General features: G+C 40.3%; 21 protein-coding genes. 10 read left to right on the forward strand and 11 right to left on the reverse strand.

The genetic code is table 11. The features are described from left to right. Window positions 1-174 precede the first annotated feature (174 nt). The 6 genes from MED121_RS01995 to MED121_RS02020 all read left to right on the forward strand — a co-directional run bounded on the left by MED121_RS01995 (window position 175) and on the right by MED121_RS02020 (window position 6,674). Window positions 175-1,131, forward strand: a complete 957-nt coding sequence (locus tag MED121_RS01995) for an ABC transporter permease (protein WP_009831915.1) — start codon at window positions 175-177, stop codon at window positions 1,129-1,131. Window positions 1,132-1,140: 9 nt separating this feature from the next. Next, window positions 1,141-1,971 (forward strand): ABC transporter permease, encoded by an 831-nt coding sequence (locus MED121_RS02000; protein ID WP_009831916.1) that lies wholly within the window; start codon window positions 1,141-1,143, stop codon window positions 1,969-1,971. Window positions 1,972-1,986: 15 nt separating this feature from the next. Continuing rightward, window positions 1,987-3,669, forward strand: coding sequence for an ABC transporter ATP-binding protein (locus tag MED121_RS02005; RefSeq protein ID WP_009831917.1), 1,683 nt, complete (start codon window positions 1,987-1,989; stop codon window positions 3,667-3,669). Further along, entirely contained in the window at window positions 3,666-4,448 is a 783-nt protein-coding gene (locus MED121_RS02010; RefSeq protein WP_009831918.1) for a fumarylacetoacetate hydrolase family protein, read from the forward strand. The genes MED121_RS02005 and MED121_RS02010 overlap by 4 nt, the downstream gene beginning before the upstream one ends. A 109-nt stretch (window positions 4,449-4,557) precedes the next feature. Beyond that, window positions 4,558-5,514, forward strand: coding sequence for a tetratricopeptide repeat protein (locus MED121_RS02015; protein WP_009831919.1), 957 nt, complete (start codon window positions 4,558-4,560; stop codon window positions 5,512-5,514). After that, a complete protein-coding gene (locus MED121_RS02020; protein WP_009831920.1) occupies window positions 5,511-6,674 on the forward strand; it encodes a tetratricopeptide repeat protein in 1,164 nt (387 codons plus the stop codon). The genes MED121_RS02015 and MED121_RS02020 overlap by 4 nt, the downstream gene beginning before the upstream one ends. A 45-nt stretch (window positions 6,675-6,719) precedes the next feature. Here MED121_RS02020 and MED121_RS02025 read toward each other — a convergent pair whose 3' ends face one another. From MED121_RS02025 to MED121_RS02060, 9 genes are all read right to left on the reverse strand, one after another. Further along, window positions 6,720-7,619, reverse strand: coding sequence for a bile acid:sodium symporter family protein (locus tag MED121_RS02025; protein WP_009831921.1), 900 nt, complete (start codon window positions 7,617-7,619; stop codon window positions 6,720-6,722). Between the two features lie 168 nt (window positions 7,620-7,787). Continuing rightward, complete coding sequence (locus MED121_RS24360; RefSeq protein ID WP_165474603.1) at window positions 7,788-7,961, reverse strand: hypothetical protein; 174 nt, start codon at window positions 7,959-7,961, stop codon at window positions 7,788-7,790. Between the two features lie 319 nt (window positions 7,962-8,280). Next, window positions 8,281-8,724: a GNAT family N-acetyltransferase gene (locus tag MED121_RS02030; protein WP_036179141.1), complete on the reverse strand. Its 444-nt coding sequence runs from the start codon at window positions 8,722-8,724 to the stop codon at window positions 8,281-8,283. Between the two features lie 84 nt (window positions 8,725-8,808). Next, complete coding sequence (locus MED121_RS02035) at window positions 8,809-9,390, reverse strand: HD domain-containing protein (RefSeq protein ID WP_009831924.1); 582 nt, start codon at window positions 9,388-9,390, stop codon at window positions 8,809-8,811. A 208-nt stretch (window positions 9,391-9,598) separates the two neighbouring features. Further along, window positions 9,599-10,030 (reverse strand): universal stress protein, encoded by a 432-nt coding sequence (locus MED121_RS02040; RefSeq protein ID WP_009831925.1) that lies wholly within the window; start codon window positions 10,028-10,030, stop codon window positions 9,599-9,601. An 8-nt stretch (window positions 10,031-10,038) separates the two neighbouring features. Further along, window positions 10,039-12,639, reverse strand: coding sequence for a TRAP transporter permease (locus tag MED121_RS02045; RefSeq protein ID WP_009831926.1), 2,601 nt, complete (start codon window positions 12,637-12,639; stop codon window positions 10,039-10,041). An 80-nt stretch (window positions 12,640-12,719) separates the two neighbouring features. Beyond that, on the reverse strand, window positions 12,720-13,691 hold the full coding sequence (locus MED121_RS02050) for a TAXI family TRAP transporter solute-binding subunit (protein WP_009831927.1): 972 nt from the start codon (window positions 13,689-13,691) through the stop codon (window positions 12,720-12,722). Window positions 13,692-13,795: 104 nt separating this feature from the next. Beyond that, window positions 13,796-14,632: a 3-keto-5-aminohexanoate cleavage protein gene (locus MED121_RS02055; RefSeq protein ID WP_009831928.1), complete on the reverse strand. Its 837-nt coding sequence runs from the start codon at window positions 14,630-14,632 to the stop codon at window positions 13,796-13,798. After that, a complete protein-coding gene (locus MED121_RS02060) occupies window positions 14,632-15,975 on the reverse strand; it encodes an aspartate aminotransferase family protein (protein WP_009831929.1) in 1,344 nt (447 codons plus the stop codon). The genes MED121_RS02055 and MED121_RS02060 overlap by 1 nt, the downstream gene beginning before the upstream one ends. 101 nt (window positions 15,976-16,076) lie before the next feature. Between MED121_RS02060 and MED121_RS02065 the strand changes: the two genes are divergently transcribed. Then, window positions 16,077-16,988: a LysR substrate-binding domain-containing protein gene (locus MED121_RS02065; protein ID WP_009831930.1), complete on the forward strand. Its 912-nt coding sequence runs from the start codon at window positions 16,077-16,079 to the stop codon at window positions 16,986-16,988. Between the two features lie 2 nt (window positions 16,989-16,990). Here MED121_RS02065 and MED121_RS02070 read toward each other — a convergent pair whose 3' ends face one another. Both MED121_RS02070 and MED121_RS02075 read right to left on the reverse strand, forming a co-directional pair. Further along, a complete protein-coding gene (locus MED121_RS02070) occupies window positions 16,991-17,830 on the reverse strand; it encodes a CLCA_X family protein (protein ID WP_009831931.1) in 840 nt (279 codons plus the stop codon). Window positions 17,831-17,864: 34 nt separating this feature from the next. Beyond that, window positions 17,865-18,242 (reverse strand): methionine-R-sulfoxide reductase, encoded by a 378-nt coding sequence (locus tag MED121_RS02075; protein WP_009831932.1) that lies wholly within the window; start codon window positions 18,240-18,242, stop codon window positions 17,865-17,867. 306 nt (window positions 18,243-18,548) lie between these two features. On the opposite strand from MED121_RS02075, the gene MED121_RS02080 reads away from it, so the two are divergent. The 3 genes from MED121_RS02080 to MED121_RS02095 all read left to right on the forward strand — a co-directional run bounded on the left by MED121_RS02080 (window position 18,549) and on the right by MED121_RS02095 (window position 21,902). Next, a complete protein-coding gene (locus MED121_RS02080) occupies window positions 18,549-19,325 on the forward strand; it encodes a ferredoxin--NADP reductase (protein WP_036178531.1) in 777 nt (258 codons plus the stop codon). A gap of 432 nt (window positions 19,326-19,757) precedes the next feature. Continuing rightward, on the forward strand, window positions 19,758-20,483 hold the full coding sequence (locus MED121_RS23525; RefSeq protein WP_009831935.1) for a DUF3592 domain-containing protein: 726 nt from the start codon (window positions 19,758-19,760) through the stop codon (window positions 20,481-20,483). A gap of 177 nt (window positions 20,484-20,660) precedes the next feature. Beyond that, on the forward strand, window positions 20,661-21,902 hold the full coding sequence (locus tag MED121_RS02095; RefSeq protein WP_009831936.1) for a glycosyltransferase: 1,242 nt from the start codon (window positions 20,661-20,663) through the stop codon (window positions 21,900-21,902). The last annotated feature ends 88 nt before the right edge of the window (window positions 21,903-21,990 follow it).

The following is a 21,990-nucleotide window of genomic DNA, read 5'->3' on the forward strand; positions in this document are numbered from 1 at the left end:
CTCCCTGTGTGTCGAATGATCACATCATTTGGCACATGTTAACTCCCTATTTAAACGTCTCTTACTCCGGGCCTGATTGGCAGTTTTTTTCAGGCCTCTTTTTTCATACCTATACCATGAGTTTGTAACGGAATAGGCAATTAAAGCAATTTTAAGAGATGGAAAGAGCACACTATGAACAGCATTCTTCTCATGACATTAAAGCGACTAAGTCTAGGTGTAATTACCTTGTTTGTCGTGTCATTAATCATATTTTCTGCGGTCGAAATTCTTCCAGGTGATCTAGCGCAAGAAGTACTTGGCCAAACAGCAACACCTGAAACCATTGCTGCTTTTCGTCATGAACTAGGGCTAGATAAACCCGCTATTAGCCGCTATGTGTCTTGGTTAACAAATATGATTCAAGGTGACTTTGGGCATTCGCTTGCCAATGGTCGAGCGATATCAGATTTATTATCTGACCGCTTTTCAAACACCTTATTTGTGGCTGCATACGCAGCTATTATTGCCGTACCTTTGGCATTGACTCTGGGTATTTTAGCCGCCCTTTATCGCAACTCTTGGTTTGATCGCATTGCGAATATCACAACCTTATCGTCAATTTCATTTCCTGAGTTTTTCGTCGCTTATATCCTCATCCTCTTTTTAAGCGTCAATAACAGCTTTTTTCCTTCATTAGCCAATATTTCAGACAGCATGCCTTTATCTGAGCAGCTGTATCGCACCATATTGCCAGCAATCACCCTGACGCTCGTGGTTGTGGTGCACATGATGAGAATGACAAGAGCATCCATTATCAATGTGCTAGCAAGCCCTTATGTGGAAATGGCGCGAATGAAAGGCATGTCTCCAGCAAGAGTCATTGTTTTTCATGCATTGCCGAATGCCCTAGCCCCCATTATTAACGTTATCGCGCTTAATCTGGCTTACTTGGTGGTAGGTGTTGTGGTGGTTGAAGTGGTGTTTGTTTATCCAGGTCTAGGTCAATTATTAGTGGACTCTGTTTCTAAACGCGACATTACCGTCGTTCAAGCAGCAAGCCTTATTTTTGCTGGCACCTTTATTTTACTTAACTTAATTGCCGATATTTTATCGATTTTAAGTAATCCACGCTTGTTAAACCCTCGTTAGGAGCCTTGTATGTTTACCTTTTTATCCTCCTTACGTACAGCACCTTTAAGTGCTCAGTTCGGTATTCTCATTATTTGTATTTACCTGATTGCCATGGTATTTGCCCCTTGGATTGCACCCTATGGTGAAACTGAAATTTTAGGCAGCGCTTTCGAACCTTGGAGCAGCACTTACCTTTTAGGCACAGATAGCCTAGGTAGAGACATGTTTAGCCGCATTATTTATGGGGCTCGTAATACAGTGGGTATCGCCCTTGCGACCACTATTCTGGCGTTTCTCGTAGGTGGCTTGCTTGGCATAGTCGCTGCTGTCATGGGCGGTATTGTTGACCAATTATTATCGCGCACTGTGGATGTGCTGATGGCCATTCCTTCCCTTATTTTTGCACTCCTTATATTGACTATTGTTGGAACCTCCACCAGCTCATTGATTCTAGTGATTGCCACCTTAGACTCCACCCGAGTGTTCCGTTTAGCACGCTCTGTCGCTCAAACAGTCGTAGTGATGGATTATGTTGAAGCCGCAAGATATCGTGGTGAAGGCCTATGGTGGATTATTCGATATGAAGTCCTACCGAATATCAGCTCACCTTTAATTGCCGAGTTTGGCCTGAGATTTTGCTTTGTATTTCTCTTTATTTCTGCCCTTTCCTTCCTTGGCCTTGGCACCCAACCTCCGCTTGCCGATTGGGGCTCAATGGTACGAGATAATGCCACCTTGATTACCTTTGGCGACATCACCCCCTTAATTCCAGCCAGCGCAATTGCATTACTTACCATTGCCATCAACTTTGTTGTGGATTGGAAACTTCATAATGCCAGCGGCCTAAAAGACGAATAATTAAGGAGAGATGAGATGACAATATGTGAAGAAAATCTAACAAGCGAAACCGTTAAACAAGACACGCAAGCTGACTCTCTGCTCACTATCCGTGGATTAAAAATTTCAGCCTTACTCGACTCTGGTTGGGGTGAAATTGTCCATGGTGTCGATTTAGATTTAAAAGCAGGTGAAATACTGGGTTTAATTGGTGAATCTGGTGCAGGTAAATCCAGTATCGGACTTGCCGCCATGGGCTTTGCTAGAAATGGTTGTAAACTCACAGAGGGTGAAATTAAGTTTGATGGCATTGATTTAATGCAAGCCAGTGAAAAACAGAAGCAAAGCTTAAGAGGCGCGCGAATTGCCTATGTTGCCCAATCTGCCGCAGCATCATTTAATCCTGCTAGCAGCCTTATCAAACAATATTGCGAAGCGCCAATTAAGCATGGTTTGATGAGCAGTGAAAGTGCAGAGAAAGAAGCAATAGAGCTTTATAAAAAGCTTAACTTACCCACTCCAGATTTAATTGGTTTTCGCTATCCGCACCAAATTTCTGGTGGTCAGCTTCAAAGAGCCATGACAGCGATGGCCATGTCATGCAAGCCTGACCTGATTATATTTGACGAGCCAACCACGGCGCTTGATGTCACCACTCAAATTGAAGTGTTATCGGCGATTAGAGACATAGTAAGAGAATATAAAACCGCCGCCATTTATATCACCCATGATTTAGCGGTAGTGGCGCAAATGGCCGATAGAATTCAAGTATTAAAAGATGGCAACACGGTCGAAATTGCTGATACAAAAACCATGTTGAGTGCCCCAAAAGAAGACTATACCAAGTCGTTGTGGGCAGTTAGAAACATCAATCGTGAAGCCAAACAGCAAAGCGTAGAAGACGATTATATTCTACAACTTAAAAATATCAGTGCCAGCTATGGCAACGGCACGCAAAACGTCTTACATAACATCAACATCAATGTAAAAAGAGGTCAAACACTCGCTGTTGTCGGTGAATCAGGCTCTGGAAAGTCCACCACAGCAAGAGTGCTAACGGGTTTATTAGCTGCCGGTGAAGGTGAGATTTTATTTAACAATAAAGCTCTCCCTTTAAACTATAAAAAGCGAGATAAAGAGACCTTACGCCATGTTCAAATGATTTATCAAATGGCGGACACGGCGTTAAACCCGAAACAAACCATAGGGCAAATTATCGGTCGGCCATTAGACTTTTATCTTGGCCTTAAAGGTGAAAAGAAACAGGCGAGAATTAAGGCCTTATTAGCCCAAGTTGACCTTGATCCAGATAAGTATATTTCTCGTTTACCAGGAGAGTTATCGGGTGGGCAGAAACAACGTGTTTCGATTGCTCGAGCGCTAGCGGCAGAACCTGAATTTATTATTTGCGATGAAGTCACTTCTGCTTTAGATCAGGTGGTATCAGAGGGTATTTTAAACCTACTAGATCGACTTCAAAAAAGCTTAAATATCACTTACCTCTTCATTACCCATGACCTATCTACCGTCAAGGCAATTGCTGACGAAGTTGTTGTTATGCTCCAAGGTAAGGTCGTCGAGCAAGAAAAAACAGATGTTTTATTTGCCCCTCCTTATCACGAATACACTAAAAAACTGTTATCCAGCGTGCCACAAATGGACCCAAATTGGCTTGATAATTTATTGAAGCAGCGCCAACAAGAGAGAAATCAATCATGACAACATCTAACAATACAGCATCAGATATCAAGTGTTTAAAACTCGCTGAAAGCCTTTTTCAGGCTTATCAAACACAGACAAGTATCACGCTAGAAGCTAGTGACTTAACACTTGATCAGGCCTATCAAGTACAACAACTGACCGTTAAAAAGTTAGATACCAAGCCTAAATTTTGGAAAACGGGGTTACTTTCTAACCAAAGAAGTTTTTGTGCCCCTATTGCCAATCATTTATGCCAGCAAAGCCCAGCAAACTTTTCAGGTAAAAGATTTAATGCGCTTCATGTGGAAGCAGAGTTAGCTTTTCGAGTTAACCAAGATTTTCTTGCTTTGCCTGATCAGGCAAGCAGTGTCACTGAAGAGTCCGTTTTAAATAGCCTAGATCAGATGTGTGTTGCCATCGAAGTACTGGACAGCCGCCTTTTAGATTGGCAAACAGCAGCAGAAAACTTACACCTTGCTGATAATCAAATGAATGGGGCACTTATTTTAGGAACAGAGGTTCCCTTTGATGCTCATAATCCTCTCAACTTTAGCCAACAAGGTTTTGTGCTTAGCATTAACGATAACGAGATTGTGCTTGATACAGGCACTCACCCGCAAGGTGATCCCGTCAGTTTGATCTTCGACTTTATCAAAGAAGCGAATTTACGCGGTTATGACATTCTTAAAGGCAGCTGGGTGACCACAGGAACATGGAGTGGCTACCCTAGTGCAAACGCAGGGGATAAGGTTAACGTTTCCTTCCAAGATATAGGTGAGGCAGAGCTAACTCTCTAACTTTTTGAATAAAATTTAAAATATATTCATTTCTTATTTATTTTAATACAAACAATAAGTTACCCTTTTAAGAACAGATTAATTTTACAGCTCTTAAACAGGGAAGAATATGTTTAAACCTCTCATATTGCTATTGACTGGCATGACTCTAGTCGCATGCCAATCAAATTCGCTTAACAATAAATATGTTAACAGGTATAAGGATTCACTTAAGCCTGTTAGCCAAGTAGAAAAACAAATCCGCAAACAATATCTCATAGCCAACGACTATTTTTACGGTTTTGACAGAAAGAAAAATCAGAAAAAAGCCTGTGACATTTATGAATCCTTAGCGTTTAAACAAGACCCAGAATCGATACACAGCTATGGCAATTGTTTTTATTTTGGTGAAGGCAGGGAAGCAGATAATATCAAAGCCTGTGACCTATACAAACAAGCCGCTAATTTTGGCCTTGCCAGCTCGCAAAGGGACTATGCAGGATGCTTTAAACATAATTTACATGGGCAAGAAAGTATTGAACTTGCACTCTTTTGGTTTAAAAAAGCAGCTCAACAAGGAGATGACCTAGCATTAGAGTATCTTGAAGAAATTGAGTCAGGTAAAGCAGGTTATGTAAAAGAAAGCCCAGCATTAGCATTAAATACCTTGGAAAGCTACGCGGCGACAAGTGATGAAGACGCCCAACTTGCTCTTGCCAAAATTTACTCAAATGATGAAATAGCGCTATATGATTTAAAGAAATCCATTTATTGGTATAAAAAAGCCGCGGATCAAGGCAATGATGAAGCTGAATTTGAAATGGGTAAAGCCTATCAAAATGGAAATGTCTTAGAGCAAGATTTTGAACATGCTTTTTATTGGTTTGAAAGAGCTGCGATAGATGAATTTGTAGACGCCTATTATCACCTAGGAAATGCTTATTACTTAGGCAAAGGTGTAGAAGAAGACAAACAAGAAGCTAAAAAGTGGCTTCAGCTATCAGCGGATAATGGAAACCTAAAATCACTCGTATTTCTACAAAAACTAGAAAAGAATACATTTCCAAAAACAAAGGATAAATTATGAAACTTAGTTATTGCGCTGCAATATTATCTTTAATGCTTGCTGGCTGCGCAACGAATTCAATAAATGATATCTATGTCAACAAAGCAAAGAGCGACAAAAAAGTTTATAAAGCATTAAAGTCAATTGAATCTCTTGTAGCCCAAGCATCAAATAATAAGGGCTTAACGGACAAAAAGCGGTTACTGATAAAAAAAGAAATTTGTAATAAAGCCAATAGTAATAGCTTAAAAAATACTCCCGAAGCTACATATATGAGAGCTCAATGCAAAAATGAGATAGAAATCACAATTCAAAGTAGGTATGAAGCCTGTAAGCTTTTTAAAAAAGCGGCTGAAAGTGACAATTTCTATTCTAAAGAAGTACAAAGCCAAGCCATGTATTCTACTGGAAACTGCTACGTCAATGGTGGTTTCAGCACAAATAAAACGTTAGCATTTAATTGGTTCAAAAAGTCTGCAAATTTAGAGTTAGCTAAAGCACAGTCAAGTGTTGGATTTTATTTATACTGGGGAAAAGGCGTAAAAGAGAACAAAGAAAGAGCGCTTTATTGGTTTAGGCTAGCAGCAGCTCAAAATAACCGCCAAGCCGAGCTATATCTAGGTAAGTACTATTATTATGGTGATGTGCATGCTAAAGACTATTCACAAGCTTTTTATTGGTTCCAAAAAGCCGCGAATAAAGGTAGCAGAGAAGCACAATATAGACTTGGCGAAAGCTATCAATATAGTGAAGGAATAAAGCGTGACGATTTAAAATCTGCATTTTGGTATAAGAAAGCAGCAAAACAAGGCCATTTAAAATCAGGTTTTATCACAGCCAAAAATTACCACTATGGCAATGGAACAGAAAAAGATTTAGCTCAAGCCTTTTATTGGTACAAGAAAGTCGCAGAACAAGATTATGAAGATGCCTATTTATACCTAGCCGAAGCCTATCGATTAGCACAAGGCACAGATAAAAACTTTGCTCTTGCTCTTAAGTGGTATTTAAAGGCCGCAAACGGGACTGATGGTTTTGCGGAATACCAGTTAGGTAAACTTTATTACCTTGGTCAGGGAACGACACAGAACTCTGACAAAGCAATTATGTGGTTAAACCAAGCCAAAGAAAATGGTAATAGGGATGCACGCAAACTACTAATTGAAATAGAGAGTCTATAAGCACTAAAACGAGGCCTGCAACTTAATGTTAGCAGGCCTTTTTATCTAACTTTTTTGCTTGCTCCAATAACTCGCTAATAGCGAGCCCGATACATTATGCCAAATGCTGAATATGCTGCCCGGCAATGCAGCAACAGGTGTAAAGAATTTAATCGCTAAAGCGGCAGCTAACCCTGAGTTCTGTAACCCGACTTCAAACGCAATCGTTCGACAAACTCTTTCATCAAACCCTAATAAGCGGGTTACGCTATACCCTAAGATTAAACCTATGCTGTTATGAATCATCACAGCTAAAACAATCAAGTAACCTATTTCAGCCAGTTTCCCAGCGCTTAATGCAACCACTATGGCGATAATAAAGACGATGGTAAACATAGAAACATAAGGTAATAAGAACTGAATTTTTTCCACTTTTTTGGCAAAGAAAGTATTCAATAATACGCCGACTGTGACGGGTAAAAGTACAATTTTGACTAAGCTTTCAAGCATTGCTTGAACCGGAATATCGACTCCCTTTCCGACCATAAGCGCAACCAAAAGTGGGGTTAATACCACACCGATTAAAGTTGAGATACTTGTCATTGAAATAGATAAAGCAGTATCCCCTTTTGCTAGATAGCACATAACATTTGACGCTGTACCACCAGCCACACTGCCCACTAGAAGCATGCCTATCGTTAATTCATTCTCAAACCCAAAGGCCTTACTAACAAGCAAGGCAGCTATTGGCATGACCATAAACTGTAAGAGTACGCCGACTATCACAGCCCGTTTGCTCGACAGGACTTGCTTAAAATCCTTTGCTGTTAATGTCAGGCCCATTGAAAGCATAATAACGATTAGCAAAGGAATGATGTAGCTTTTAAAATCTACAAAAAAGCTCGGCTGAAAGTAAGCATAAGCACTTAGCAATAAGGCCCATATAGGAAAAAGTAAAATTAGCATGAAGAGTCCAAATACAGATTAATAAACTTGATGAGGCAAGAATACTCTTTAAAAGTAGAGTTTGTATGAAGTTTAATAAGAAGAATAAAAATTCTTGAATGGCAAATGGATTAGTTCAATCACTATTTGCCATTCAAGTGAATAATCGTGCAATGTTATAAAGCATTATTATTCAAAAATACAAAGGCGTTTTGCAACTTTTACCTTGGTACTTTTACGAGATTTTTTAGTTTGCTTCTCTTTCTCTAAGGGTTTGGTTTCATCCTTACCTTCGAGCTTTTCAAGGCTCTGATTTACTACTAGGTCCTTATCTAGAGCTAAACTCAATTTTTCCGATTGCATACATTCCACCTTTAAATCCGTTAAAGTCATCGGTTATTGTTCGACTCAATTATTGAGAGATTTAATGACATTTAGATTAAATATCACCCTATAAATGTCATCGACCAAAAGTGCCATTTATTGAGCTTAATATTGCAAATTTAAGGTTTTTATATCGGATTTATATCAATTTTATGACAGTTAAAGCCATGTAGCATCCTTGCTTTGGCGGCTTTTAGGCCCACTTGAAAGGGGATCAAGTTAATCGAGTTTATAGAAGCAAGATATAATGAGATATTACGTTAAATTACGTCTTTTCTAACTTATTCGTTAACGGGAATTAAGAACGAGAAAAATACAGAATGTTATCTTTTGCATGACTAAAATCTAACCCTGCATATTCAGCGACACGTACTGAAGCTAGATTAGTTTCTTTCACCTCAGCCCAAACCGCATCCTGTATATTTTTCGCAAAAAGACGCACCATTTCCTTAGCCAGCCCCTGACCTCTAAAGTCTGGTGCCAAAGTCCAAGAAAGCTGCCAGGCCTGTTTTTCATTATCATAGTCTGCGCGCAATGAGCCAATATCATCTCCTTGATAAACGGCAATAAGCAGTTTGCGGTTTACGTTTTTTAGAGATTTCTCTAACCAAGCTTGATGCTCTGTCATATCAACCACATTTTGATTATGACTTGATAGCCTTGTGAGCTCATCATTACGCCAAGCTAAAAGCTTTTTTGCATCTTGAATACAGACTTGTCTTAGCTGAATTGCTTTAGTCATTTTAAGCAGACCCATATTTAGACCTATAATGAAACAGGTCATTAGCACGAAGTTTAAACTGAATTAAATGCTTAGCACTCTCAGTTAGCTTAGCAGGCCAACTTCAACCGCTTTATCAAGCTCAATCTCTACTGCTTCCCATAATGTATGGCTGGCACCTTGAATACGCTCTTTATTTAATGAGAATACTTTTTCTTTAGGGATATTATGCAGCTTCCAGCTATGCCCTTCTCCATGAATATTATGTAAAAGCGGAGGCACCCTATCAATGGCTTTAGCAAACTTAGCATCATTCGTTACGCCCGTTTCAAACTCTAACCATAAGCTATTGAATTCAACTTGCATCTCTTCAGGCAAAAGCGCAAAAAGTTTCTGTATGCCTTGACTCTCTTGCTGCTTTAACTCAGTTGTTTCTGAGGCGTAAATAATGGTATCTCCAGCCTCTATTTCACCTAAATCATGGATGAGAAGCATCTTAATTACCCGATTAATATCTATCTCGTCATCAGCATGATCTTTCAGTAAAAGCGCCATAAGACTCACATGCCAGCTATGCTCGGCGGAGTTTTCATAACGAGTGTGTCCAACAGGTTTTGTTTTACGTAAGACTGATTTGAGTTTTTCTACTTCAACCATGAAGTTTAGTATCTGCTTTATATCTGACATAGCTAATCCTTTATCTCATTATTATCAGGCAGTTAGGATACGTAAATTTGAATTCACTGTATTTAAGAAACTGTATCTAATAAGCAAATTATTTTCACCAATTCATCATTTAATTTCTGCCCTAATACGCAAAAACAAAAAAACCGCACTATGATGTGCGGCCTAAATTGTCTAACACTTATTATTAACGCTTAGATTATTTTAAACCCTAACCCTTCACGACCATGACAGGAATGTCCGAGTGGCTTAATACTTTATTCGCGATTGAGCCAATCATCATATAACCCACCTTAGACTGTTTATGGCTCGCCATGACAATCACTTGTGCTTGGCTCTCTTTGGCCACACTCAAAATCGACTCTACTGGCTTACCTTCAACCACTTTAATCGTGCAGTCTTTTGCATCAATAGGAAGCTCATCATTCACAAACTCAACCAGTTTCTGATGTACTTGCTTTACTGCTTTATCAAAGGTTCCCGGCTGAAAGAAAGAGCCAACTAAAGGCATTTGATAACCCGCTAATGCGGTCAAAAGAATTAAGTTGCCACCAGGTGATAGAAGATGCAAAGCATGCTCTATCACCTTATCTGTATAGCCTTTTTCTGCCAGGTCAACTGGCACTAGCACAGTGTTATACATAATGCCTCCTAAGCAGTTTGACCAGATACGGGAGCATCAAGCCTTAATTGTTGTAACTTACGAATCAAGAGTAAGATCAACAATGCTGGAATAAACACCAGTTCTTTAGGTGGTCTATCAGAGTCTTTTTCTATGCCCATAATTTGCCAACCGAAATCAATATTGGCTTTCTCTGCAGCACTACCAAAGTCTACATAGTCCACTGTCCAAATCTCACCGTCTTGAGTCAGGTTCAAACCAAAAGATTGAAGCCTTGCCATGCCATCCCCATCGGTTTGAGTAAGCTGCAATGAGACGGTTTTGCTGACCTCATCCCCTTCAATGGTGACACCTTCTACTTGAAGTTGAATAAAATCACCTTGGTTAAGGGCTTCTACTTCTTGAATTAATGCACTTGGTGCAACATGTGTTTTTGGCTCATAAACCATATCCCACCAGAAACCTGGACGGAATAAACTAAAGGCAATTAAAACAAGTACTAGCGATTCCCATAGTCGGCTTTTAACCAACCAATAACCTTGGGTTCCTGCCGAGAAGACAAGTATGGCAACTATCGCACTGGCAACGGTTAATATGAGATCGAGAATGGAATCGATACCTATCAATAAAAGCTGAGTGTTATAAATGAACATGAAGGGTAAGATTGCCGTTCGTATGTCATATATAAACCCCTGTATACCCGTTTTTATGGGATCATCACCACTGATCGCGGCAGCGGCAAACGCAGCCAGACCAACCGGTGGCGTATCATCAGCCAAAATACCAAAGTAGAAAACAAAGAGATGGACCGCAATTAAAGGCACAACTAGGCCATTCTCAGCGCCTAAAGACACTATGACAGGTGCCATCAAGGTAGAGACAACAATATAGTTGGCGGTTGTCGGTAAACCCATGCCTAACACAATACAAATAATCGCGGTAAAAATAAGAATCAGAATAAGATTGCCACCGGAAATAAACTCAACAAATTCAGTCATCATCTGACCTAAACCTGTTAATGTTACTGTTCCGACAATAATCCCAGCCGCCGCTGTCGCAATACCAATACCGACCATATTTCTCGCACTGGTGATCATGCCATCAATAAATTCATTCCAGCATACTTTAAACTGCCCAGCCCAATTGGTTTCGTTTCGAAACCAAGCTTTTATTGGTCTGTGAGTCAGCACCACAGCAATTAAAAACACCACCGCATAAAATGCAGATTGTTGCGGCGAATATTGTTTAACGGCTAATGCCCACAAAAGAACAACAATTGGTAGAGAGAAATAAAGGCCCGAATAAACCGTTGGTTTAGGTTCAGGTAAGTGATCTAACTCGATACTGGTTTCGTCTTCTGCCAAATCAGGATAAGCCGCTGAGAGTTTTACCAAAGCAAAATAAGCAGCCACGATAGCTAGCAACATAACCAAATAAGCCGCATCACCCAGCGTCATTTCCAGCAGGGTTGAGCCGTAATAAACGACAAGCCCTAACACCAACAAGATTACGGATGTGCTCATCCAAGACAACATTCGCATTGCAAGTGTGGGTTTATTGAGCTTCTCAATCCCCTTCATATTTAGCTTTAAGGCTTCAAGGTGAACAATATAGACCAAGGCAATATAAGAAATAATAGAAGGTAAAATTGCATGCTTAATAACTTCTATATAGGGAATCCCGACGTATTCGACCATTAAAAAGGCTGCTGCACCCATGATAGGCGGTGTTAGCTGACCATTCGTTGAAGCCGCAACTTCTATTGCACCCGCTTTGGTACCAGGAAAACCAACACGCTTCATCAAAGGAATGGTAAAGGTACCTGTGGTAACCACATTCGCAATAGAAGAACCGGAAATAATGCCACTCAAACCAGATGCCACAACCGCCGCTTTAGCGGGTCCGCCACGCATATGCCCTAACAAAGAGAAAGAGACTTTTATCAGGTAATTACCTGCCCCGGCTTTATCAAGCAATGATCCCAATAAGACAAACAAAAATACAAAGGTAGTGGAAACACCAATTGCAACTCCAAAAACCCCTTCCGTTGTTAGCCATTGATGAGATGCAACTTTCTTCAGGCTTGCCCCTTTGTGGGCAATCACATCTGGCATATATTGACCCGCAAAAGTAAAGGTCAAAAACACCACTGCTACGATTACTAATGGCGGCCCTAGCGTTCGTCGTGTGGCTTCAAGTAACGCGAGCATACCCACAACAGCCACAATAATATCAGTAACAGTTGGCGCTCCCATACGAGAGGCAAGATCATTGCGAAAAACTAATAAATATAAACACGCACTTGAGGCAGCTAGCGCCAGTAAAATATCAAGTAAAGATGCCGAGGACTTACTGGAACTTTTTGTTGCAGGAAATAAAAAGAAAGCGAGAAAAATCGCAAAAGACAAATGGATATACTTAGCTTGGTCTTCATTAAAGGTAGCAAAATTGAAGATAAAAGGAAGCGGAGAAGCATACCATATTTGAAAGCTTGCCCAGGCAATCAAGGTACCGACAACAAGCTTAGCCATATTTCCGTTAAATTGGCGACTACCCGTTTCTGAGCTTAAAAACTCATCAGCCGCATTGCCTTGCTCATTATTTGAGTCAGATAAATGTTTGGGGTTCATAGATTAATTCCTATGCCGAAAACGAAAAAATACAGGGGCCTAAGCCCCTGTTGAAGTGACAATTAAATCAACTTGTCGACTTACATCAAACCCGCTTCTTTATAGTATTTAACCGCACCTGGGTGTAGTGGTGCTGACAAACCATCTTTGATCATTTCTTCTTTTTTCAGATTTGCAAACGCTGGATGAAGTTTTTTGAAGGTTTCAAAGTTTTCGAACACAGCTTTAACAACGTTATAAACTAGGTTATCAGCAACTTTTGCTGAAGTAACAAAAGTAGCACCAACACCAAAGGTGCCTATGTCGTTTGCATTACCTGAGTACATGCCACCTGGAATCGTTGCTGTACGGTAAAAAGAATTATCGGCGACCAATTGATTAATCTTAGTGCCTGACACCTCAACGATCACACTATCACAAGAGGTTGTTGCTTCTTTAATCGAACCACTTGGGTGACCTACCACATAAACCATGGCATCAATTTTGTTATCACATAAAGCTTTAGACTGCTCTGCTGCTTTTAACTCGGAAGCTAAAGCAAAGTCATCCATATCCCAGCCGTATTTATTCATTACAACTTCCATGGTACCGCGTTGACCAGAACCCGCATTACCCACATTGACACGCTTACCTTTTAAGTCTTCAAAGGTCTTAATGCCGGAGTCAGCACGTGCAACCAAGGTGAAAGGTTCTGGGTGAACAGAGAAAACCGCTCTTAAATCTTCAAATTTGCCATTTTTGCTAAATTTACTGGTGCCATTGTAAGCATGATATTGCCAATCAGATTGAGCCACACCCATATCCAATTCGCCTTCACGAATAGTGTTAATGTTATATACAGAACCACCCGTACTCTCAACACTACAACGTATGCCATGCTCTTTACGTGCTTTATTCACCAAACGGCAAATTGAACCACCCGTTGGATAATAAACACCTGTTACACCACCTGTACCTATGGTGATAAATTCCTGCGCTTGAGCAGTAACAGACGCTCCACCAAAACATGCTGCAATACCTGCACCGATAAGTGTGGATTTAATGTATTTCATTGACGACCCCTTAGCTTTTATTAATTGCTTTTATTTGATAAGTGATAGTTTTTCCTTGTCTTTTTAACCAACAAGGGCAAAACACCGATTTCAATTTAGGTGTACTAAAACTGATTCCTTAAGGTATCAGTTTTCATTGCGACGCATTTAATCTGTGTCAAACGCGCTACCATTTCTTCAACTTGAGCCGCATTATTTTTTGCTAACTCCCCTGTTTGAGAAAATAGATTATTTTCAAACCCTATCCGAATATCTCCGCCTAATTTTGCTGCGGCCTCTAAACAGTCTTGTTCCTTTTTGCCAAAAGCGCAAACTGCCCAGCGAATTTTATCTAATTGTTCTATCAGATGAATAAAAGGTTCTAAATCGGATGGTTCTGATTCTTGTTGTTTGTGATAGCGGCCCAAAACCAGTAATAAATGATGTTTTGATTTAGGCAAAAGATTTCGCTTTCTAAGATCTAAATAATAGGCAAGTTGTTCTGCACTATAAACGATGTACTGGGCAACAATTCCCTCTTGGGCAACCCAATAAAAAAACTCACTGGCGGTCTTTTCATGAGAACTATCAGGAATCAACTCAGATAAAGCGAAAGACGCCGCTTCTGGTTTGATTGTACGAATCAATGCCATTTGTTGCTCAGGTTGATAAATACCAACCGCTTCCGTGGTTAACTGGATCATCACTTGATCACCCAGTTTTTCTTTAACCGCCTTAATAACGGCTAGGTTATCCTCTATTTCAAGGGAATGGCGGCCCGTTTTTGTACGAGCATGAAGGTGGACCATACTGGCGCCAGCTGCCACACATTGAGCAACATCATCAGCAAGTTCATCGGGCGTAATTGGAAGAGAAGGATGATCTAGTTTACTTTTACGAGCACCATTGGGCGCCACGATCACAATACAGTTATCTTGATTAAGCTTGTTTTGCACCTGCATTACACTACTTCCTTATAATGTTTTTGAGTCACAGCATCGATACTAAAATACAGCTTGTCGGTTAACTCATCAAGTTGCTCATCAGCAATAATAAAAGGCGGCGCTAATAAAACATGATGCCCCTCTTTACCATCAATGGTGCCAGGCATGGGGTAACACATAAGACCAAGCTCCATTGCTTGGGCTTTAATTTTGGCATGCAATTTAGTATGACTTGCAAAAGGGATTTTCTTTTCTTTGTCTGCCATGATTTCAATCGCACGAAACAGACCACGGCCTCTCACATCTGCGACAAAAGGATGATTATCAAAACGACTTTCAAGCTTGGTCTGTAATAAGTTGCCCGCCGCTTTCACCCGAGGAAGTAAATTATCCTGCTCAATCGTATTCAATACTGCCAATGAGCCCGCGACAGCCGTTGCATGGCCCATATAGGTATGGCCATGCTGAAAAAATCCAGAACCATTGGCAATCGTATTATGTATTTCTGAAGATGCGATCATAGCGCCAATTGGCTGATAACCCGCCCCTAGACCTTTCGCTATGGTCACCATGTCAGCTTCAATATCTTCTTGCTCATGGGCGAATAAGGTACCTGTACGACCCATACCACACATGACCTCATCAAGAATAAGAAGTACGCCATATTTATCGCATATTTCACGAATACGCTTGAAGTAACCTTCTTCGGCTACGACAGCCCCCGCGGTTGCACCCACAACAGGTTCCGCAATAAAGGCAATTACCGTTTCTGGACCAACCTCTAACAAGCGCTCTTCAAGTTCGTTTGCCATGCGTTGCCCATATTCGAAGGCGGTTTCAGTCGCACTTTGACCATGGTATGCAAAACAAGCAGAAATATGCCCAACAGGCATAAGTAAAGGAGAAAAAGGCTCACGTCGTAAGGCGTTCCCCCCAACAGAAAGCGCGCCTAAGGTATTACCGTGATAACTTTGTTTTCGCGAAATAAAGCGAGATCTTTGCTTCTCACCTTTTTCAACAAAATATTGACGAGCTAATTTTAGGGCTGACTCAACGGCTTCTGAGCCACCAGAGACAAAGTACACATGCTCAAGGGAGCCAGGGGCTGCTGCAACTAATTTATCGGCTAAGTTTTGTGCAGCTTCAGTGGTAAAAAAACCAGTATGGGCATAGGCCAATTGATCAATTTGTTCATGTAAAGCCGCTTTTATTGCAGGGTGGCTATGGCCTAAACAAGATACAGCAGCACCGCCACTCGCATCTAAATAGGACTTACCCATTTGATCAAAAATATAAACACCTTCACCGCGAGCGGCGACAGGTAAATTGGCATGGCAGTGGCGTTGAAAAATATGGTTCATTACAGTTTTAGGTTCACATCATTATCAAGAAGAAACTAAATTTATGATGTCTTTACCCTCACCCACAAACGATATATTCTCAGACCCTATGAGAAAAAGTAATGAGGTCAGCTGTGCCCAATAAACTCCCCCCTCTAAATGCATTAAAAGCGTTTGAAGTGGCCGCACGCAAATTAAGCTTTTCAAAAGCGGCGGTTGAGCTTTGTGTTACCCAAGGAGCAATTAGCAAACAAATAAAATCCTTAGAGGAGCACCTTCAGTTAGCCTTATTTGATCGCACAACGACAGGCCTTGCTTTAACCAAAGCAGGCAAACAATATCTACCGACCATCATGGCAGCGTTAGAGCAAATTCAGAGTTCTACTGCAAACTTGCAACAATTAGAAATGAATAATCATAGTTTAACGTTAAATATCACCCCGTCATTAAGTCACCTTTGGCTTATTCCACGCTTAGAACGTCTTACAGATGCTTTACCAAACTTAAGATTGACTATGGTATCAGGTGATGGTGCGTTTCAATTTCATCAAGCCAGTGCAGATATTGCGATTCGTTGCTTACCGCTTTCTTTAAGCCATGAAAACTCAACACTGTTAGCAGAAGAAGTGCTAATCCCTGTGATTCACCCCGATCTTCTGGCTCAGGCTCCAATATCTCAAGCTGAGGATATTCTTAACCATCCTCTTCTCATGCACACTACAAGGCCACAACTCTGGTCACAATTTCTAAGCAGCACGTTAGCCGAAAAAAAACAGGCGCAAATACCAAACTACCATCATGGTTTCGAACATTTCTTTATGTCTTTAGAGGCGGCGAAACAAAAACAAGGGATAGCCCTTGTACCAGACTTCTTAGCGTCTGAATTTATCAAGCGTGGGGAGTTAGTTAATGTCTTGAATATGCGCTATCAAAGTAGCTTTGGTTTCTACTTTTTAGCCCCTAGTTACCGCCAACAAAACGAACAAGTACAACACTTCTATCAATGGTTACTCACTGAAATTAAACCTCTTTAGGGTCACAAGCCGCTATTGAGGTAGGCACCTAACATTTTAAAGTACTCATTAAAGGCAAGATTAATATTTTGCCTTTGCTCACCTTTAGGATAGAGGCCTAATTCTGCTTCTTTGGAATATAGACTGCCTTTTACCAAAAATGAGTTGGCCAGACTTGCATCTGTGATTCCCGCATCTTCAACATACGCTTCGAAAGCGCGTGCACATAGCTCTTCTGGCAAGCTGTAATAAAGTTGATTAAGTTTTTTATCAATAAGGTTGGCGTTTTGAACAAGCTGGCTTGCTGCTTGGCCACTCTCATCGAGTAAAATGGCTTTAAAACAATTTGATAACAAATCATTAAGCGGATGTTGACGTATTGCCGCATCTAGAAGCCAAGCCTTAGATGCAAACAGACAGCCACTTTGATAATTTAAAGATGAATCAAATTTGGGAAGAGATAAAAACGCCTGTGAACCTAAGTAATGATCCAAGGCATGAAACCATTCATGGGCGATACTGCCTGGACCTGCGTTTTTGGCTAAAGCAAAACATCGCTCCCTTGGCGAATAATGTGCGGCAACACCCGGTCGGCCTCCCTTACCATACTGTAAAGACAAACTCCCTCTAAGCGAAATCAGACTTTCAGGCGCCTGCAATATTCGCATGAGCGTGTTGAGAGCAGCATAAAAAGAGTAGGCCGCTTTTTTTTGCTCCGCTTGAGTTACCCAGTTGCCTATTTGAATTGAGCGAAAGTTAAATTGCTTTCGTATCACGACAAAATTAATCTCCGGCTCATCAGAGACAGACTGAGAAGGCGACTTCGCGAAACGGTAAAAGAGATCAGCTGGCTTTCTAGACAATGTTATTAGACTCAAAGTTAGTGAACTTGCCTGACTATTTAGCCGCTTCAAGAGTGACTAATTTCATTGAAATTGAATTCACACAGTGTCTTAAGTTTTTCGCTGTTAAGCCTTCTCCTTCAAAGACATGACCGAGATGTCCATCGCAACTAGCGCATACAATTTCTATGCGTCTGCCATCAGCATCAGGTAGCTGTTTAATTGCACCTTCAATCTCATCATCAAAACTTGGCCAGCCACAATGGGATAAAAACTTGTGCTCAGAATAAAACAGAGGCGCATCGCACTGGCGGCAAAGATAAACACCTTCTGCTGTGGTATCTGTGTACTCTCCAGTAAAAGGACGCTCTGTACCTTTATGAATAATTACCTGCTGCTCAGCTGCATTTAAAGGGTTTAGGGGCTTAGTCATCTTTCTTTCTCACTTAAATAATTATTTACCTAACGTTTATTGGATTAAGTAAATTTGGTTTAGTTCTCCATTATATTACAAAAGGTGTCATTAATACTTGTGATAGGATACATTCTCATTTAAATGGATTTTACCTTTAAGGTCTTAGGTTTTGGCTATATTGATAGTGAATTTAAATATAACAAAAACAAAACAATAATATCAAAAATATAACCAATACCTATATAGATAATCATCACAATCCATAGGTTTTTATCTTTCTCACACCTTATAGTCTTGTTATTAGATCATTATATGGAGCCAATTATGGCAAGTTTAAGCACAGCACAAGTCACCCAAGTCCATCATTGGAACGATGGCTTATTCAGCTTCAAAACCACACGGGACCCGGGTTTTAGATTTAAGAATGGTCAGTTTGTGATGATAGGGCTTGAAGTTAACGCAAAACCTTTATTAAGAGCCTATAGCATCGCCAGCCCAAACTATGCCGATGAACTTGAATTCTTTAGCATTAAAGTCGCAGATGGCGCTCTTACCTCTCTACTACAAAACATCCAAGTAGGCGAAAATATCATTTTAGGAGGCAAGGCAACAGGCAGCCTGATTGTTGACGACCTTCTTCCTGGGAAAAACCTTTTTCTACTTGCCACAGGGACTGGTTTAGCGGCATTTATGAGTGTCATACAAGACCCAGATGTTTATGAGCGCTTTGAAAGGGTTATTTTAGTTCATGGCACAAGACATATTGCTGATTTAGCTTATCAAGACTTTATTGAAACTGAACTGCCTAATCATGAATACCTAGGTGAAGAGATTAAAGATAAGCTGAGCTACTACCCAACTGTTACGAGAGAGAATTACAAGCATCAAGGCAGAGTGACCGAACTCATTCGAAATGACAAGCTTTGCCATGATTTAGACCTCCCCCCCATGAACCCTGCAACAGACAGAGTTATGATATGTGGTAACCAGGCGATGCTCGCAGAATGTCGTGAGTTACTTGATGAGAGAGGTTTTAATATTTCACCTCGTATTGGTGAAGCGGGTGATTATGTTATTGAAAGAGCCTTCGTTGAGAAATAGCCTTTGTTTAAAATGGTCTTTGTGTGAGTTATAAAGCTAGTGAATTAGAACTTATGCTTTAGACCATTCCCCTTTAATTCATTACCTTCAAAACTATGTCCTTAAAAAGCAATCAAGCGACTAAATACTAGGAAATAACTCGTTAGCGTTATTTCCTCTTCCTTTTAGCCTGTTTTGCTTCAAACAATTTATTCGTTTAAATGCGCCATTCACGACAAGATAAAAGAAGATAAAAGCTTTCTCAGCCTTGTTACAAAGCAGCAACAAAAAGCAAAAAAAGGTTTCTGGTCAGACTGCGTCCTCATACCTTATTCTGCCCATCAAAACCTAGTTCAACTAGATGATTTAGATCAACTATTTAAGCTGGAAACTCTCATTTTTATCACCTGACTGTAAAGGATTTGCAGTGCGTTAAAATAAAGGGAAGTCACTATGCACACATTAGAACGTATCAAATATATTTTACTCACTCTTGGCCTTTTTTTACTCTTTATTGCCAGTATCTTTTATTATCAAAGCCAACACCCCTTCCAAGACAGCTTAGAAACAACAGGCACTGTGATGAAAATCATTAATTTTGATGATTCTGGTTTTAATCAAACGGGAAAAACAAGCTTATTCGTTAACTTTAAAACGCTCACTAATCAGCTTATTGAGTTTCGACTCCAAATTCATCAAGACTCAAACTATTATCAGGTTGGCGAAAAAATCGCCTTAATTTACAGCACTTCAATGCCAAGTAAAGCGATTATAAAACCGACCCCCAGTCTTGCGTCTAAAGTCAGCATTTGGGCGAATTTAGGCTGCTTACTTATTTTGGCCTTTATTGCTATTCACCTTAAAGACTTTAAACAGCAACATAAAATACGCTACCTACGTCACAATGGTGTTGAGATAAAAACAGTGGTGAGAAATGTTGAGCTTGACCCTGAATTAGAAGCAAAGGGCCTAAAACCTTACCGTATCTGTACTGAGTGGCTGGCACCCGATCACAGTGCTTTACATATTTTTAAAAGCGACTATTTATTATTTGACCCAAGCGACATGCTAGAAGATATCCAAGTCACTGTTTTAATAAAAGAAGATAACCCCAGCGAATATTATTTTGATACCTCTTTTTTAGCCATCAAACCTAAATCCCCTAGCTTTAAATGGTAACTTCGTTTCCTAAACTCTTCTTTGCTGATTATTTTTGACTTTAAATAGCGGTAGTAGAAGAGCAACACTTAGCAAAGCAAGCTTACTGAGATAAAACACTTTTCACTATATTGTCTCGGTTCAAAGATTTACCATAGCCGTTAATCCCCTTTCATTGATTTTATTTAAGAGATTAACGTGCACATTTTAATCATAGGCTATGTCTGGCCTGAGCCGAACTCATCCGCAGCTGGGTCACGTATGATGCAGCTAATAAACAGTCTGCAGGCCGAACATTTCACTATCAGCTTTGCTACCCCAGCCCAGAAAACCGAACATATGGTTAACCTAGATGCATTAGGTATAAAGACAACACAAATTACGCTTAATCATTCAAGCTTTGATGATTATGTCATTGAGCTTAATCCAGATGTTGTCATCTTCGATCGATTTATGATGGAAGAGCAGTTTGCTTGGCGCATTGAAAAGCATTGTCCCGATGCATTAAGAGTCCTTAATACTGAAGATTTACATAGCTTACGTCATGCTAGGCACAAAGCGGTGAAGTCAAATAAAGACTTTGAGCTCAAAAATATGCACACCGACTTAGGGTTAAGGGAAATTGCGGCTATATTACGTAGCGATTTAACACTCATGATTTCTGCCTATGAATACACCTTGCTACAAGATAAATTTAATATCCCACAATACCAGCTAATGCATCTTCCTTTTATGCTGCCGTCAATTACTCAGTCTGACTTAAACACACTGCCTAGTTTCGAACAAAGACAGCATTTTATCAGTATCGGCAACTTTCGCCATGAACCAAACTGGGATGCAGTCTTACAACTCAAAACTGAAATCTGGCCAAAAATCAGACAAGCATTGCCCCAAGCTCAAATGCACATTTATGGCGCTTATCCACCACCTAAAGCAACCCAATTGCATAATGAAAAACAAGGCTTTCTGATTAAGGGCTGGGCAAGGGATGCGAACCAAGTCATGCAGCAATCACGAATCTGCTTAGCACCTATTCGCTTCGGGGCAGGCATTAAAGGAAAGTTGGTTGAAGCAATGCTAAATGGTACAGGAAGTATAACAACACCTGTCGGCGCAGAATCAATGCATGGTGAGCTAGCTTGGAATGGTGAAATTTGTGATTCTAACGATGACTTTGTTAACGCCGCTATCTCCTTATATCAAGATAAGTCTGCCTGGCAGTTAAGTCAGCAAAAAGGTTTAGCAATACTCACAACCTATTACCACAAAGATGAATGGCACAAAAAGTTTATTGCTCGCCTAAACGATGCAAAAGCCGCTCAAAGTGAAAATCGTCAACAGAATTTCATGGGATTAATGGTAAGACACCATAGTTTGAAGAGCACTCAATACATGTCACAGTGGATTGAGGCTAAAAACAAACCGAATAAATGTGACTAAATTGTCTTTTTTTCAACCAATACAAACTAACAAGAATTTATCAAAAGCCCCTATTCATAGGGGCTAAAGCCAAAACTTTAAGTGATTT

It is taken from the genome of Marinomonas sp. MED121 (genome assembly GCF_000153025.1).
GTDB lineage: Bacteria > Pseudomonadota > Gammaproteobacteria > Pseudomonadales > Marinomonadaceae > Marinomonas.

Coding starts and splice junctions, on each gene's coding strand:
- MED121_RS01995 (WP_009831915.1), top strand. CDS start 175: ATGAACAGCATTCTTCTCATGACATTAAAGCGACTAAGTCTAGGTGTA.
- MED121_RS02000 (WP_009831916.1), top strand. CDS start 1,141: ATGTTTACCTTTTTATCCTCCTTACGTACAGCACCTTTAAGTGCTCAG.
- MED121_RS02005 (WP_009831917.1), top strand. CDS start 1,987: ATGACAATATGTGAAGAAAATCTAACAAGCGAAACCGTTAAACAAGAC.
- MED121_RS02010 (WP_009831918.1), top strand. CDS start 3,666: ATGACAACATCTAACAATACAGCATCAGATATCAAGTGTTTAAAACTC.
- MED121_RS02015 (WP_009831919.1), top strand. CDS start 4,558: ATGTTTAAACCTCTCATATTGCTATTGACTGGCATGACTCTAGTCGCA.
- MED121_RS02020 (WP_009831920.1), top strand. CDS start 5,511: ATGAAACTTAGTTATTGCGCTGCAATATTATCTTTAATGCTTGCTGGC.
- MED121_RS02025 (WP_009831921.1), bottom strand. CDS start 7,619: ATGCTAATTTTACTTTTTCCTATATGGGCCTTATTGCTAAGTGCTTAT.
- MED121_RS24360 (WP_165474603.1), bottom strand. CDS start 7,961: ATGCAATCGGAAAAATTGAGTTTAGCTCTAGATAAGGACCTAGTAGTA.
- MED121_RS02030 (WP_036179141.1), bottom strand. CDS start 8,724: ATGACTAAAGCAATTCAGCTAAGACAAGTCTGTATTCAAGATGCAAAA.
- MED121_RS02035 (WP_009831924.1), bottom strand. CDS start 9,390: ATGTCAGATATAAAGCAGATACTAAACTTCATGGTTGAAGTAGAAAAA.
- MED121_RS02040 (WP_009831925.1), bottom strand. CDS start 10,030: ATGTATAACACTGTGCTAGTGCCAGTTGACCTGGCAGAAAAAGGCTAT.
- MED121_RS02045 (WP_009831926.1), bottom strand. CDS start 12,639: ATGAACCCCAAACATTTATCTGACTCAAATAATGAGCAAGGCAATGCG.
- MED121_RS02050 (WP_009831927.1), bottom strand. CDS start 13,691: ATGAAATACATTAAATCCACACTTATCGGTGCAGGTATTGCAGCATGT.
- MED121_RS02055 (WP_009831928.1), bottom strand. CDS start 14,632: ATGCAGGTGCAAAACAAGCTTAATCAAGATAACTGTATTGTGATCGTG.
- MED121_RS02060 (WP_009831929.1), bottom strand. CDS start 15,975: ATGAACCATATTTTTCAACGCCACTGCCATGCCAATTTACCTGTCGCC.
- MED121_RS02065 (WP_009831930.1), top strand. CDS start 16,077: ATGAGGTCAGCTGTGCCCAATAAACTCCCCCCTCTAAATGCATTAAAA.
- MED121_RS02075 (WP_009831932.1), bottom strand. CDS start 18,242: ATGACTAAGCCCCTAAACCCTTTAAATGCAGCTGAGCAGCAGGTAATT.
- MED121_RS02080 (WP_036178531.1), top strand. CDS start 18,549: ATGGCAAGTTTAAGCACAGCACAAGTCACCCAAGTCCATCATTGGAAC.
- MED121_RS23525 (WP_009831935.1), top strand. CDS start 19,758: ATGCACACATTAGAACGTATCAAATATATTTTACTCACTCTTGGCCTT.